This window comes from Microbacterium algihabitans (assembly GCF_032464975.1).
Classification (GTDB): Bacteria; Actinomycetota; Actinomycetes; order Actinomycetales; family Microbacteriaceae; genus Microbacterium; species Microbacterium algihabitans.
Genome location: NZ_JAWDIU010000003.1, coordinates 55313 through 67723, shown reverse-complemented (window position 1 = coordinate 67723; position 12411 = coordinate 55313). Strand labels below are relative to the sequence as shown.

At 72.4% G+C, this 12411-nt stretch carries 17 protein-coding genes; 10 read left to right on the top strand and 7 right to left on the bottom strand.

Annotation, left to right across the window (positions count from 1 at the left end):
- Positions 1 to 65: 65 nt before the first annotated feature.
- Both RWH43_RS09945 and RWH43_RS09940 read left to right on the top strand, forming a co-directional pair.
- The gene (locus RWH43_RS09945) at positions 66 to 611 is read left to right on the top strand and encodes a PadR family transcriptional regulator (protein WP_316001384.1); all 546 of its coding nucleotides are present in this window, start codon (positions 66 to 68) and stop codon (positions 609 to 611) included.
- A gap of 98 nt (positions 612 to 709) precedes the next feature.
- Positions 710 to 1048: a hypothetical protein gene (locus tag RWH43_RS09940; protein WP_144832812.1), complete on the top strand. Its 339-nt coding sequence runs from the start codon at positions 710 to 712 to the stop codon at positions 1046 to 1048.
- Positions 1049 to 1069: 21 nt separating this feature from the next.
- Here RWH43_RS09940 and RWH43_RS09935 read toward each other — a convergent pair whose 3' ends face one another.
- Both RWH43_RS09935 and RWH43_RS09930 read right to left on the bottom strand, forming a co-directional pair.
- Positions 1070 to 1399 (bottom strand): heavy-metal-associated domain-containing protein, encoded by a 330-nt coding sequence (locus RWH43_RS09935; RefSeq protein ID WP_144832813.1) that lies wholly within the window; start codon positions 1397 to 1399, stop codon positions 1070 to 1072.
- A gap of 10 nt (positions 1400 to 1409) precedes the next feature.
- Positions 1410 to 1691, bottom strand: coding sequence for a metal-sensitive transcriptional regulator (locus tag RWH43_RS09930; RefSeq protein WP_316001383.1), 282 nt, complete (start codon positions 1689 to 1691; stop codon positions 1410 to 1412).
- A 230-nt stretch (positions 1692 to 1921) separates the two neighbouring features.
- On the opposite strand from RWH43_RS09930, the gene RWH43_RS09925 reads away from it, so the two are divergent.
- Entirely contained in the window at positions 1922 to 2284 is a 363-nt protein-coding gene (locus tag RWH43_RS09925; protein WP_316001382.1) for a hypothetical protein, read from the top strand.
- Here RWH43_RS09925 and RWH43_RS09920 read toward each other — a convergent pair.
- Together RWH43_RS09920 and RWH43_RS09915 are read right to left on the bottom strand one after the other, a co-directional pair.
- On the bottom strand, positions 2265 to 2960 hold the full coding sequence (locus RWH43_RS09920) for an ABC transporter ATP-binding protein (protein ID WP_144832817.1): 696 nt from the start codon (positions 2958 to 2960) through the stop codon (positions 2265 to 2267). The genes RWH43_RS09925 and RWH43_RS09920 overlap by 20 nt on opposite strands.
- A complete protein-coding gene (locus RWH43_RS09915; RefSeq protein ID WP_316001381.1) occupies positions 2957 to 4018 on the bottom strand; it encodes an FtsX-like permease family protein in 1062 nt (353 codons plus the stop codon). Before RWH43_RS09915 ends, RWH43_RS09920 begins: the two co-directional genes overlap by 4 nt.
- Before the next feature lie 146 nt (positions 4019 to 4164).
- On the opposite strand from RWH43_RS09915, the gene RWH43_RS09910 reads away from it, so the two are divergent.
- The 4 genes from RWH43_RS09910 to gnd all read left to right on the top strand — a co-directional run bounded on the left by RWH43_RS09910 (position 4165) and on the right by gnd (position 7627).
- Positions 4165 to 5328, top strand: a complete 1164-nt coding sequence (locus RWH43_RS09910; RefSeq protein ID WP_316001380.1) for a sensor histidine kinase — start codon at positions 4165 to 4167, stop codon at positions 5326 to 5328.
- Positions 5325 to 5945, top strand: a complete 621-nt coding sequence (locus tag RWH43_RS09905) for a response regulator (RefSeq protein ID WP_144832821.1) — start codon at positions 5325 to 5327, stop codon at positions 5943 to 5945. The genes RWH43_RS09910 and RWH43_RS09905 overlap by 4 nt, the downstream gene beginning before the upstream one ends.
- 34 nt (positions 5946 to 5979) lie before the next feature.
- Positions 5980 to 6480: a bifunctional nuclease family protein gene (locus RWH43_RS09900; RefSeq protein ID WP_144832823.1), complete on the top strand. Its 501-nt coding sequence runs from the start codon at positions 5980 to 5982 to the stop codon at positions 6478 to 6480.
- An 85-nt stretch (positions 6481 to 6565) separates the two neighbouring features.
- Positions 6566 to 7627 carry a phosphogluconate dehydrogenase (NAD(+)-dependent, decarboxylating) gene (gene gnd / locus RWH43_RS09895; RefSeq protein ID WP_316001379.1) on the top strand — a complete coding sequence of 354 codons (1062 nt, stop codon included), beginning with the start codon at positions 6566 to 6568 and terminating at the stop codon, positions 7625 to 7627.
- A 30-nt stretch (positions 7628 to 7657) separates the two neighbouring features.
- On the opposite strand, the gene RWH43_RS09890 is transcribed toward gnd, so the two are convergent.
- Positions 7658 to 8194, bottom strand: a complete 537-nt coding sequence (locus RWH43_RS09890) for a hypothetical protein (RefSeq protein WP_316001378.1) — start codon at positions 8192 to 8194, stop codon at positions 7658 to 7660.
- 213 nt (positions 8195 to 8407) lie between these two features.
- On the opposite strand from RWH43_RS09890, the gene RWH43_RS09885 reads away from it, so the two are divergent.
- Complete coding sequence (locus RWH43_RS09885) at positions 8408 to 8974, top strand: ribonuclease H family protein (RefSeq protein ID WP_144832829.1); 567 nt, start codon at positions 8408 to 8410, stop codon at positions 8972 to 8974.
- Positions 8975 to 8987: 13 nt separating this feature from the next.
- On the opposite strand, the gene RWH43_RS09880 is transcribed toward RWH43_RS09885, so the two are convergent.
- Both RWH43_RS09880 and RWH43_RS09875 read right to left on the bottom strand, forming a co-directional pair.
- Positions 8988 to 9974 carry an NAD-dependent epimerase/dehydratase family protein gene (locus tag RWH43_RS09880; RefSeq protein ID WP_316001377.1) on the bottom strand — a complete coding sequence of 329 codons (987 nt, stop codon included), beginning with the start codon at positions 9972 to 9974 and terminating at the stop codon, positions 8988 to 8990.
- Positions 9975 to 10130: 156 nt separating this feature from the next.
- Complete coding sequence (locus RWH43_RS09875; RefSeq protein WP_316001376.1) at positions 10131 to 11423, bottom strand: HNH endonuclease signature motif containing protein; 1293 nt, start codon at positions 11421 to 11423, stop codon at positions 10131 to 10133.
- Positions 11424 to 11510: 87 nt separating this feature from the next.
- On the opposite strand from RWH43_RS09875, the gene RWH43_RS09870 reads away from it, so the two are divergent.
- On the top strand, positions 11511 to 11804 hold the full coding sequence (locus tag RWH43_RS09870; protein WP_316001375.1) for a hypothetical protein: 294 nt from the start codon (positions 11511 to 11513) through the stop codon (positions 11802 to 11804).
- Positions 11805 to 11942: 138 nt separating this feature from the next.
- Positions 11943 to 12410, top strand: a complete 468-nt coding sequence (gene yiaA / locus RWH43_RS09865) for an inner membrane protein YiaA (protein WP_154097388.1) — start codon at positions 11943 to 11945, stop codon at positions 12408 to 12410.
- The last annotated feature ends 1 nt before the right edge of the window (position 12411 follow it).

The window sequence follows — 12411 nt, the reverse complement described above, 5'->3', positions numbered from 1 at the left end:
CACCTCCGCCGGTCTAGATTGGGGCTTACCGAGCAAGTCTTTTCCCGAACCCGTCCGGAGGCCGCATGTCGGTGCGTCAGAGCCTGCTCGCGATCCTCGATCGCGGCGCCTGCTACGGCTCGCAGCTGCGGGCCGAGTACGAGCGGCGCACGGGGGTCCGCGTGAACGTCGGCCAGGTGTACACGACGCTCGAGCGCCTCGAGCGCGACGGGCTGATCGAGAGCATCGGCGTCGACGACGAGGCCCACGTGCTCTGGCAGCCCACCGCCGCCGGTCGCGACGACGCGCGGTCCTGGCTCGCCGGTGCGTCGCTGGCCGAGGGGCGCGACGAGGTGGCGCTGAAGATCGCCCTCGCCGTCACTCTGCCGGGCGCCGACGTCGACGGCATCCTGTCGGCTCAGCGTGCGGCCGTGCGCGCGGCGCTCGCGCGGGTCGACGAGGAGGGGGCGGATGCCGTGCCGGCGGCCATCGTGCGCGCGGCGCGGCGGGCGCGGCTCGAGGCCGACCTGCGCTGGCTCGACGAGGTGGAGCAGCTCACGGTCGGAGCCGAGCCGTTCGGGTTGTCGGAGGAGCGTCCGCGGCGCGGTCGACCGGCCCGTTCCGCGGTCTGATCGCGGGTAACGCTGATCGTCGGATCCGTCAACCCCGGCGCGGGCCCGGGGTCTGCGGCGCACTGTGAGAGAACCCGAACGACCCAAGGAGTTCTCACATGGTCATGGAAGCACCGCTCAGTCGCTCGGGTTCTCTGAAAGCCGCCGCTCGCGCCGCCGCGAAGCTCGCCGCTCTCTCCGCACCGACGACCCCGACCGTGATCTCCCCGTCGCCGGTCGCGTCGTCCGCGCTCGAGACGATCACCGAGATCCCGTGGACGCGCATCGACCTCGATCTGTACGAGGTCGCCCGCGGCGGATACATCGTCGGATACGTCGAAGTGGTCGGGGCGGTCTTCGTCGCCCTTGGCGGTACGCGCTACGACCGCGCGGTGGAGGTGTCGCAGCACCTCACGTTCCACGCGGCCGTCGACGTGCTCGTGCGCCGCGGCGCCTGACCGCGGTTCGCCGAGCCGGTCTCACCGGGCGAGCGTGTAGCCCGCCTCGTCGATCGCACCCGCGAGGGCGGTCTCGTCGGCCGCACCGGTGGAGGCGATGCGCACGATCGAGGCGCCTCCGACGTGCAGCTCGACGTCGAGGACCTCGACGCCGTCGAGGGCGCTGAGCTCCTCGGTCACCGCGCGCACGCAGTGGTCGCAGGTCATGCCCTCGACGCGGAGTTCGTCGGTCGCGGGGCGGGAAGAGGGTGCGGATGCCGCGGCGCCATGGCCGCAGCCGCACGCGTCGCCGCAGCCGCCCGAGGTCGGGGTGGAGGCGCTGAGGCCGAGTTCGATGCGCTGCTCTGTCATGGGGGACTCCTTACGATCGGACCAGGCGGGCGATCGCCTGGTTGGCTTCTTTGAGCTTCTCTTCGGCGACGGGTCCGCTCTGAGCGGCCGCTTCGGCGACGCAGTGCGAGAGGTGGTCGTCGAGCAGTGAGAGGGCGACGTTCTCGAGGGCCTTGGTCACGGCCGACACCTGGGTGAGGATGTCGATGCAGTACTTGTCGTCGTCGACCATGCGGGCGATGCCGCGCACCTGGCCCTCGGCGCGGCGGAGGCGCTTGAGCAGGTCGTCCTTGTGGCCCTCGTATCCGTGCATGGTCCCAGCATACCCCCGAGGGGTATGACTAGCACCGTCTCCCGTCCTGTCAACCCCCTCGGCCGGAGGCGTCTCCTGACGGATCGTCGAATCATCAGGAGGTCGACATGTTCGCTCGTCGTACCGGTGGTGGTCTGCGATGACCACCGAGCCCTTCCCCACCGGCCCCCATCGCCCCGTTCGCATCCCGGCGATGCCCCCGCTGCGCTCGCAGCGGAGACAATCGAAGGATGACGAGAACGCTGGCGGCACTCCCGGGCGCCGCCCGGAGACTCTGCCTCAGTCGAAGAAACGGCGAGATCTGCACCCGTGAGAATGGCCACCGCGGGCTGCACCACCGCAAAGGCGGACGCCTGCTGTGGAACGACCTCCAGGCCGACCCGCCCGCGTGTAGCGGAGCGGGGACCGAGGCTGAACCCGCGCCGACACTCGACGACGGCTTCCCCGACGGTCGGGCTGTCTGCCCCGTCTGCTGGGCGTTCGTCGAACTGACCGTTGAGGGCACGCTGTCGGCGCACGACTCGTGGCGAGGCGACGAGTCGCGCGCCGAAGCGGATCACCGACGCGACTGGTTCAACGCGTTCGGGTGGTGACCAGCGCCGCGCGCCCGTCGACCACCTCCACGGTCTCGTCGAGCACCTCGCGGTGCACGAGGTCGTGCGTGACGAGCAGGGTGGCCGTCTGCCGCTCGTGCGTCAGCCGCGCAAGCAGGCCCATGATCTCGGCTCCGCGTGCGGTGTCGAGGGCGCTGGTGGGTTCGTCGACCAGCAGCACCGAGGGCTCGTGCACGAGGGCACGGGCGATCGCCACGCGTTGACGTTGCCCGCCCGATAGCTGCGCCGGGCGGCGATCGGCGACGGCGGCGAGCCCCACGGCATCCAGCAGCTCGTCGACGCGACCGCGGACGAGGGCGCGACGCTCGCGCCGACCGGAGCCGCCGAGCTCTGCCATCACCCGCAGCTGCTCCCGCGCGGTGAGGGCGGGGAGCAACTGCGGCTGCTGGAACACGATGCCGATGCTCTCGCGGCGCAGCGTCGTGGCCTGCGAGCGACTTAGCCGCGTGGCATCCGTTCCCGCGATCATCACGCGGCCGGAGTCGGGCCGCACGAGGGTCGCCGCCAGCGCGAGCAGGCTCGATTTGCCCGAGCCCGACGGGCCGGTGATGCCGGTGAGCACCCCGGACCGCCCCTCGAGGGTGACGCGGTCGACCGCGGTGACGCGGGCGTCGCCGTCGGGGTAGGTGAGGGTGACGTCGTCGAGCAGGATCATCGGGTGCTCCCCAGAGCAGTGAGAGGGTCGGACGAGGTGACGGTGCGCAGCGACACGGCCGCGCCGGCGAGGCCGAGCGCGATCATGATGGCGGCGGGCGCGAGGGTGGTCAGGGGGTTCAGCACGAACGGCAACGCGCCCCCGGCCAGCGCTCCGAGCAGGGCGGTCAAGCCGATCCCGACGCCGACGCCGAGCACCAGCACGACCAGGGCCTGCCCCAGGGCGTCGCGCACGAGGGCCGGGGTGCTGGCACCGAGCGCCTTCAGCACGGCGACGTCGCCGGCGCGCTGCATGCTCCACACGGTGAAGAACGCCCCCACCACCAGTGCCGAGACGCCGAACAGCATCGCGATCATGAGCGCGAGCGAGCCGATCTCGGAGCGGAACGTGGGCAGCGCCGTGAGGCTCGAGAACGGGGCGGATGCCGTGGTGCCGGTCTCGCCGGCGACCTCATCCCACGCGGGGGTGCCGGTGACGGCCAGCACGGTCGCCGCGCCCGTGCCGCCGAGCCGCTCGTCGAGGGCGCGCCACGCCCCGGGAGTCAGGGCGAGTACCGGGGTGTGGCTGTACGACAGGTCGGCGCCGATTGACGACACGCGGAAGGCGGCTCCGGCGAGGGTGACGGTGTCGCCGACCCCGGCTCCGAGGGCCGTTGCCGCGGCAGAGGACAGGCCCACCTCGTCGACGCCCGCCGCGCTCACGCCGAACGCGGGGGAGTCGAGCCCGAACAGGGCGACTCCCGCCGAGCCGCCGGGGCCCTCCGCTCGCGCCTGCGAGATGCCGACCGCGGTGACGCTCTCAACGCCCGGTGCCGCCCGCCACGCGGCGACGGTGGAGTCGTCGATCGCCGACTCGGCGAACGTGGCCGCGGCGTCGGCGGTGGGCTGCAGCACGAGCCGGTCGCCGGGCAGAGCGAGCACCGCCGAGACGTTCTGCGCGGCGAGACCGCCGGTCAGGCCGGAGAGAAAGCCGACCAAGAGGGTGATGAGGGCGACGACCGCCCCGATGAGGGCGAACCGCCCGCGGGCGAACCGCAGATCGCGCCATGCGACGTACACGTCGCCTCCTTCCGCCGGCGGATCTCACCGGTACCCCTCCAGCGTGGTCAGCGGACGCGTCCGCGTCATCGGGGCAACGGGCGAACCCGCTCTCCACCTTTCGGATGATCCGTCGGGGGCGCGGCTTCCGTAGCCTGGACACCGACATGCCGCACCGCACCCTCGCCCCCGTCTTCGCGGGCCTGCGCGTCGGCCTGCACGTTCTGTTCTGCGGGCTGCTCGCGCTGGTCGTGGTGCGAGTGCTCGTGACGAACGGCTCCCTCGTGGCGCTGGTGCTCGCCGTTGTCCTCGGTCTCGTCTATCTCTCGGGCCTCGTCGTCGCCCGGACGCGACGCCGCGCGTGGGGCATCGTGTGGATCGTGGCGCTGACGCTCGTGTGGGCGGCGCTGGTGTGGCTGGTGCCCGAGGCGGCCTATCTCGTCTTCCCGCTGTTCTTCCTGTACCTGCACCTGTTGCCGCGAGGGGTGGGACCGATCGCCGTGGTGCTGATTACGGCGCTGACCATCGTGGCGTTCGCGGTGCACGGCGGTCTGAGCGTCGGGGGCGTCGTGGGACCGATCGTGGGCGCCGGGGTGGCCCTGCTGATCGGACTGGGCTACTCGGCGCTCGAGAAGCGGGCGGCCGAGCGCGAGGCCCTGATGGCCGAGCTGTTGGCCACCCGCGACCGCCTCGCCGCCGCCGAACGCGAGCAGGGCACCCTCGCCGAGCGTTCGCGCCTCGCCCGCGAACTGCACGACACCGTCGCGCAGGGGCTGTCGAGCATCCAGATGCTGCTGCACGCGGCGGAGCGGGCGGATGCCACGGGCCCCGGCATCGTCCACGTGCGCCTCGCGCGCCAGACCGCGGCCGACGGCCTGGCCGAGACCCGTCGGTTCATCCGGGAGCTGGCGCCCCCGAGCCTCGATCGCGGGCTCGCGTCGGCGCTCGAACGCCTCGCCGCCGGGTGGGGGAGCCGAGAGGGCGTGGAGGTCGACCTCGACCTCGATGCGGAGGTGTCGCTGCCGATGGACGCGCAGACCGCTCTGCTGCGCATCGCGCAGGGGGCGCTCGCGAACGTCGGACAGCACGCGCGGGCCCACCGCGTCGGCATCCTGCTGGCGTCCGTCCAAGAGGGCGTACGGCTGACCGTGACCGACGACGGCATGGGGTTCGATATCGAGCGGGCGGAGTCCACGGCATCCGCCACCGATTCCTTCGGGCTGCGCGCCATGCGCGAGCGGGTCGACCAGCTCGACGGGCGCATCCAGGTCGACAGTGCCCCTCGCGCTGGCACGACTCTCACCGTGACCCTGCCGGTGGGGGCGTCGTGATCCGCGTCGTCATCGCCGACGATCACCCCGTCGTGCGCGCCGGGGTCCGGGCCCTGCTCGACGCCGAGCCCGACATCGCCGTGGTGGGCGAGGCCTCGACCCCCGACGAGGCGGTCGCGCTCGCCGCCGACCTCGCCCCGGAACTCGTGTTGATGGACCTGCAGTTCGGCGACCGGGCCGCGGGAGCCGACGCCACCCGCCGCGTGCGTGCGCTCGCCGCCCCGCCCTACGTGCTGGTGCTGACCAACTACGACACCGACGGCGACATCCTGGGCGCGGTCGAGGCGGGCGCCAGCGGATACCTGCTCAAAGACGCGCCGCCGCACGAGCTGCTCGCCGGCGTGCGCGCCGCCGCTGCCGGGCAGAGCGCCCTGGCCCCGGCCATCGCGGGGCGCCTGCTCGCGCGCCTGCGCGAACCGCGGGTGACGCTGTCGGTCCGCGAGATCGAGGTGCTGCGCCTCGTGTCGCGCGGGGCGTCGAACGCCGACGTCGCGCGGCGCCTGCACATCACCGACGCCACGGTGAAGTCGCACCTCGCGCACGTCTTCTCCAAGCTCGGCGTGACCTCCCGCACCGCGGCGGTGTCGGCGGCCCGATCGCTCGGCATCCTGCGCTGACGACCGACCACCGCGTGCCCGTACGATGGGCCCCATGATCCGGGTGCGCGTGGTCGGGGTGGCGCTCGATCCCGCCCAGCAGCACGTGATCCTGCTCAAGCCCGTCGACGTCGAGAGCCACGGCGACCGCGTCCTGCCGGTGTGGATCGGTCCGCAGGAGGCGATGTCGATCCTGGTCGCGATCGAGGGCTCGGGGTCGCCGCGGCCGCTCGCGCACGACCTGATGACCGCGATGCTCGGCGAGCTGTCGGCCTCGGTCGACCGGGTCGAGGTGACGCACCTCGACGAGGGCACGTTCCACGCGCGGGTCGTGCTGAACACCCCGGTCGGCCCCCGCACCTTCGACGCGCGACCCTCGGATGCCATCGCCCTTGCCGCCCGCGCCGATGCGGCGATCCTCGTGGCCGAGGCGGTCTTCGCCGAGGCCGGGGTTCCCGACGAGGCGGTCGAGCTCGAGGCCGCGGCCGACGAGGACCGGGTCGAGGAGTTCCGTCGCTTCCTCGACGACGTCGATCCCGAGGATTTCCAGGGCTAGCACCGATGCCCGGGGCCCTCGGGCGCTCCTAGACTCGCGGAGGGGCCGCTCGCGGCGGCCGTGATCCACGACGAACGGGGTACCAATGCAACTCGCCATGGTCGGACTCGGACGAATGGGCGCCAACATCGTCCGCAGGCTCATGAGAGACGGTCACGACTGCGTCGTGTTCGACGTGAACCAGGACGCCGTGCAGGCCCTCGTGGCCGAAGGGGCCACGGGAGCGACCAGCATCGCCGACCTGGCCTCGAAGCTCGAGAAGCCGCGCGCGATCTGGCTCATGATCCCCGCCGGCCTCACCGGCACAGTCGTCGACGAGGTGGCCACGGTGCTCGAGCCGGGCGACATCATCATCGACGGCGGCAACTCCAACTACCGCGACGACGTGCGCCGCGCGAAGAAGCTCGACGACAGCGGCCTCCACTACGTCGACGTCGGCACCAGCGGCGGGGTCTTCGGTCTCGAGCGCGGCTACTGCCTCATGGTCGGCGGCCACGACGAAGCCGTCGCCCACCTCGAGCCGGTGCTGCGCACGATCGCCCCGGGCCCCGGCGAGGTCGAGCGCACACCCGGCCGCACCGGCGACTACTCGACCGAGGAGCGCGGCTACCTGCACTGCGGTCCGTCGGGCTCGGGACACTTCGTGAAGATGGTGCACAACGGCATCGAGTACGGCATCATGGCCGCGCTCGCCGAGGGACTGAACGTGCTCAACAGCGCCGACGCGGGCCTGCACCAGGGCGAGCACTCCGCCGAGGTCGCCCCGCTGGAGGAGCCCGAGTTCTACCAGTTCGACATCGACACCGCGCGGGTCACGGAGCTCTGGCGCCGCGGGTCGGTCATCTCGTCGTGGCTGCTCGACCTCACCGCCGCCGCCCTCTCGCAGAACCCCACGCTCGACGGCCTCGCCGGTCGCGTGTCGGACTCGGGTGAGGGCCGATGGACGGTGAAGGCCGCCGTCGACACCGGCGTGCCCGTGCCCGTGCTGGCGGCGTCGCTGTTCGAGCGTTTCGCCTCGCGCGGTGAGGACCACTTCGCCAACCAGGTGCTCTCGGCGATGCGTCTGCAGTTCGGCGGCCACCAGGAGCTGCCCGCGGGCGACGTGCTCGAAGCCGGCCAGAAGAAGGCCGAGAGCGGTCGCGACTGACGAGCGGCCCCGGCGCGGGTCGGGGCGGCGTCAGCGCTCGAGCAGGATCTGACAGATGAAGAGGCCCCCGCCGTCGTTCCACACCTCGACGGCGGGGGCCTCGCACGTGCCGTCTTCGGCGGTGAGCAGGTGGATGCCGGCGTCGTCGACGATCGCGTAGGGCCCGACCGTGCCGCGCACGGGCGCCGAAACCCCCTCGGGGAGGGGACCGGTCGTCGCCAGCGCCTGCATCAGCGGGGCGCTGGCCTCTTCGGTGTAGAAGGTGTTGCCGTCGTAGTCGCGGCAGTTGGGGGTGCCTCCCGCGCCGACCGGGAAGCCGGTGCCGAGGCAGTAACCGCCGGCGGCGACGTCGGGCAGGCCGCTGTTCGCGTCGCGGTAGGTCTCGAAGACCTGCTCCCATTGCACGAGCTTGTCGGTCGCGGCGGCGTTGGGCGTCGTCTGTCCTGCCGTCAGCAGCCACACGAGGAACGCGATGGCGCCGAGGATGATCACCCCACCCGTCGCGAGCGCGACGACCGCGGCGGGGTGGAGGCGGGCGCGGGTCGGGGCGGGGGACGACGTCGACATGGCGGGACGCTTTCTCGAGGGGTGCGCAAGACGCGAGAGCGGGTCGCGCCAGATTCACACGGGCGCGCGGCGCACAGAGCGCGCCGTCGCCCGTCGTCCCGGCGAGCCCCTCTCGCGTTCACCCGCCGTTTCGCACGCGTGTGATGGGGTGCTCACCATGCGGGCCGGATCCCACGGGTGAAGGCGCTCCCTCGGGCAGGGGAGACTAGAGGGATGAGCAGTTCCTCCGCGACCGCGCCCTCCGACCGCTACGTCGTCGCCACCGACGGCGCCTGCAAGGGCAATCCGGGGCCGGCGGGCTGGGCGTGGGTCGGCGAAGACGGGCACTGGGCCGCGGGCTCGATCCCCGAGGGCACGAACAACATCGGCGAACTGCTGGGTCTCCTGCATGCGATCACCGACCACCCCGACGTGCGCGAACTCGTCGTGCAGGCCGACTCGAAGTACGCCATCGACACGTACTCGAAGTGGATGGACGGCCACCGCCGCCGCGGCTGGGTCACGAGTGCGAAGAAGCCGGTCGCCAACCAGGGCATCCTCGAGGCGCTCATCGCCGCGCGCGACGCCCGTCGGGCCGCGGGGCTCCCCGACGTGGTGCTCGAGCACGTGCGCGGACACTCCGGCCACGTGCTGAACTCGTGGGCCGACGAGCGCGCGGTGCGGGCCTCGCAGCACGCCGCGAAGGGCGAAGAACTGATCTGGACGTCGTTGCGCGGCCTCGACCGACTCGAGGTGGCCTCGGCCCCGCCGCGGTCGGCAGCGGATCGCAACGGTCGCTGACCCGCGCGCAGCGCTAGCCCGCGAGCACCTCGGCCTCTTCTGCGGGGGTCAGTCCGGCGCGTCTCGGGCGATCGATTCCGCGCGCGCGTTCGTCGTCGAGCGTGCGACGCATCGTCTCGGCGAGCGGTCGTCGACGACCCCCGGATGCCACGAAGGCGGCGTCGCTGCGCCGCGAGAAGCCCCGCGCCTCGGCGGGGAGCCACAACGGCAGCGACCGCGGCCCGGCCCAGTACTGCACCCCGCGCGCCGAGAGGGTGTCGTCGTCGAGCGGCACGCTCTCGCTGACCGGCGCATCGGCGTGCCCCCGGGCGGTGTCGCCCCCGGCGGCGTCGCGAGCGGCGGCGAGCACCGCGGCGAGCGGCAGCTCTTCGCCGACCGCGTTGATCGGCCCCGTCACCCCCGTGCGCCCGGCGAGCTCGATCCACGCGGCGAGGTCGTCGACGTCGATGCCCTGCACGTGCCGACCGGCGGGCGCGGGCACGAGCACGCGGCCTCCGCGGGCGAACCGAGCCGGCCAGTAACCGTAGCGGTCGCTCGGGTCGCCCGGACCGACGATCAGTCCAGCCCGGGCGAGCAGAGCCCGATCGGGCAGTCGCGCCGCGGTGAGCCGTTCGGCGTGCACCTTGGCATCCGGATACGCCGTCAGATCCCGCGGCTCGACGAGATCGGCGCTTTCGTCGGCGAAGGGGACGTCGGAGTGGGCGTACACCGAGACGCTCGACACGAGCGTCCAGTGCGCGGCGCGGTCGGCCAGGGCATCGAGGGCGGATGCCACGAACCCGGCGTCCCACGAGAGCTCGACGACCTCGTCCCAGTCGTGCCGCACGTCGGCGTAAGCGTGGGGCTCGTCGCGGTCGGCGCGCACGAGCCGCGCACCCGGCGCGGGGTCGCCGGAGTCGCCGCGGGCGAGGCACGTGACCTCGGCGCCGTGCGCGAGGGCATGAGCGGCGATGGCACGGCCCAGCCACGCTGTTCCGCCGAGGATGAGGACGCGTCGCATGCCGGCCAGCCAACCACCGTCGCGTGGCGGACGCGAGGGTGTTCGCGCGTGGCGGAGGCGAGGGTGCTGGCGAGCGGGTGTTCGCGCGGATGCGCCGCCGCGTGAGGGGGCCGCTGAGTCGGGCAGAAACGGGCCAGCCGGAGGGGCCGTCGCACGTCAGAACGGCGGCGGGTCGGGGTCGGGCGCGAAGGTGACTCGCCGCTCCGGCGGGTCAGTGGTGCGACGACCCAACGGGCTGGTCCACACGATGCTCCCGTCGGGCTGCTGCTCGGCTGTCCACGCGGTCTCGGTCTTGAGCACGTGATGGCGCTTGCACAGGCAGGCGAGGTTGCAAAGGTGCGTCGCGCCGCCCTTCGCGTGGTCCAGGTTGTGGTCGATCTCGCAGCGTCGGGCGGGCTGGCGGCATCCGGGGAATCGACAGTGCACGTCGCGGATGCGCACGAAGCGACGCATCGCGGGCGTCGGCCGGTAGCGGTCGACGGCGAGGGCGACACCGGTCACGGGATCGGTGAGCAGGCGTTCCCACCCGGGTGCCCCGGCCATGAGCTCGCGCGCCGTGTCGGCGTCGACGGGAGTGCATCCGTCGAGCACCGCCGCCCGCTCGCTCGCGCCGACGGCGGTGAGCACCGGAATGACGACCGAGACCTCGGCACGGATCGCCCCGAGCCCCCCGGGGAGGTGCGCCTGGGTCGGATCGACGACGGGCCGGCCGCCCAGGACGAGGTCGCACAGCAGGTCGGCGCGGGTCTGATCGATCGATCTCGTGTCGTCGACCCCACCGTCGTCGCCCGCGAGGTGCGCGACCTGGCGCACCGCGCGGGCCTGGCGCGTGAGGCGGTCGAACATCGCCCGGATCTTGGCGGCGCTGTCGATCACCCCGAGCTGCGCCATGCCGTCGACGTCGTCTTCGACCCACACACGGCGCCGCTGGACGGCCTCGTCGTGGCGCTCGTCGATCGAGCGGGGCTGCAGCTCCTCGACCACGGCGCGGGCGAACGCGCGAGTGCCGGCGACGGTGTCGCGTTCGGCCCGTGCGAGCACTCGACGCTCGTACTGCCGTCGGCTCGGCTCGTCGACGAGGCACGCACCGCTCTCGCGGACGACCTCGGTGTGCCGCGCCGTGATGCGCGCCTCGGCCAGTGCCTCCACGGTGGCGGGGAAGTCGTCGACCAGGCTCGCCGCCTCGGACAGGCGGCGCTGCGCCGTGCGGTCGTGCCACCGGAGTGCTGCGCCGATCTCGGCCGCCACCGACCGCAGCGCGAGCTCGCGCTCCTGCACGGCCGCGGGCGAGTGCGCGGTCCGCGCCGTAGCGATGGCGAACGCCCGGCCGAGCAGCCGCGCTCGCTCCGCCTCGAGCTTCGCGATCGACGCGTCGACCCGCACCAACGCCTCGACGATCTCGTCGAGCGCGAGCTCGTCCGCGTCGTCGGTGACGGGGCGGCTGTTCATGTAAACATGCTCCCACCGACCTCCGACATCGGCTCGGGACGTCGGCAAGGGCTTCCGCGCGAACCGATCAGCACGATCGGAAGAGACGTGCCCGACCAGCCGCAGGCCCCGTCCCTCATCCAGCGACGCATGACCCTCTCGCGCGGTCTGGCGTACCCGATCGCCGCCATCGCGGTATCGGCGCTCAATCTGATGTTCCAGATCGTGCCCCTCGTCGAGTCCGATGGCACCGCCGGCTGGCGGTGGATCGTTGTCGTCCTCTGGGCGGTCCTGCTGGCCGGAAGCATCGTCATGCTGGTCAGGGCGAGAGGTGCCATCGTCGCCTTCGAGCGCGAGCACGGCCGCGACGCGGGCAGGCAGAAGCCCGTCGGCCACCCCTGACGAGGCTTCTCCCCAGGCCTCGGCATCCGTAGATCGTCCACATCCGAGCCGCGTATCTCACTTTCGACATACGACCTCCGCTAGTTTCTCCGCCACGGCATATATCCCCGCACGGGGATCGACGAAGGGGTGGGAAAGATGACGGACACGCACACACCGCAGGTGCTCGGTCGGCCGACCGGAGCCTTCGTGGGGGCCTCCTGGGTGGCACTCGGGCTCGGCGCCTCGGTGTATTTCATCGGCCTGTACAACGCGCACATGACGCTGGCCGAGAAGGGCTTCTACCTCTCGGTCTTCCTGCTCGGGCTGTTCGCCGCGATCTCGGTGCAGAAGGCCGTGCGCGACCGTGCGGAAGAGATCCCGGTCACCGGCGCATACCTCGGCGTCGCGTGGAGCATGCTGCTCGTCGCGCTCACGCTCATGGCCGTCGGCTTGTGGAACGCCGAGCTGCTGCTGTCGGAGAAGGGCTTCTACGGCATCGGATTCGCGATGAGCCTGTTCGCCGTCGTTGCCGTGCAGAAGAACGTGCGCGACCTCGCCGCATTCCGCTCCGTGCACCCCGAGCCCGCGCCGAAGGAGCACACGACCTACCCGACGATGGGGTGAG

Bases quoted from the DNA above. Each gene is read 5' to 3' on its own strand.
- RWH43_RS09945 (WP_316001384.1), top strand. From the start codon at position 66: ATGTCGGTGCGTCAGAGCCTGCTCGCGATCCTCGATCGCGGCGCCTGC.
- RWH43_RS09940 (WP_144832812.1), top strand. From the start codon at position 710: ATGGTCATGGAAGCACCGCTCAGTCGCTCGGGTTCTCTGAAAGCCGCC.
- RWH43_RS09935 (WP_144832813.1), bottom strand. From the start codon at position 1,399: ATGACAGAGCAGCGCATCGAACTCGGCCTCAGCGCCTCCACCCCGACC.
- RWH43_RS09930 (WP_316001383.1), bottom strand. From the start codon at position 1,691: ATGCACGGATACGAGGGCCACAAGGACGACCTGCTCAAGCGCCTCCGC.
- RWH43_RS09925 (WP_316001382.1), top strand. From the start codon at position 1,922: ATGACGAGAACGCTGGCGGCACTCCCGGGCGCCGCCCGGAGACTCTGC.
- RWH43_RS09920 (WP_144832817.1), bottom strand. From the start codon at position 2,960: ATGATCCTGCTCGACGACGTCACCCTCACCTACCCCGACGGCGACGCC.
- RWH43_RS09910 (WP_316001380.1), top strand. From the start codon at position 4,165: ATGCCGCACCGCACCCTCGCCCCCGTCTTCGCGGGCCTGCGCGTCGGC.
- RWH43_RS09900 (WP_144832823.1), top strand. From the start codon at position 5,980: ATGATCCGGGTGCGCGTGGTCGGGGTGGCGCTCGATCCCGCCCAGCAG.
- gnd (WP_316001379.1), top strand. From the start codon at position 6,566: ATGCAACTCGCCATGGTCGGACTCGGACGAATGGGCGCCAACATCGTC.
- RWH43_RS09890 (WP_316001378.1), bottom strand. From the start codon at position 8,194: ATGTCGACGTCGTCCCCCGCCCCGACCCGCGCCCGCCTCCACCCCGCC.
- RWH43_RS09885 (WP_144832829.1), top strand. From the start codon at position 8,408: ATGAGCAGTTCCTCCGCGACCGCGCCCTCCGACCGCTACGTCGTCGCC.
- RWH43_RS09880 (WP_316001377.1), bottom strand. From the start codon at position 9,974: ATGCGACGCGTCCTCATCCTCGGCGGAACAGCGTGGCTGGGCCGTGCC.
- RWH43_RS09875 (WP_316001376.1), bottom strand. From the start codon at position 11,423: ATGAACAGCCGCCCCGTCACCGACGACGCGGACGAGCTCGCGCTCGAC.
- yiaA (WP_154097388.1), top strand. From the start codon at position 11,943: ATGACGGACACGCACACACCGCAGGTGCTCGGTCGGCCGACCGGAGCC.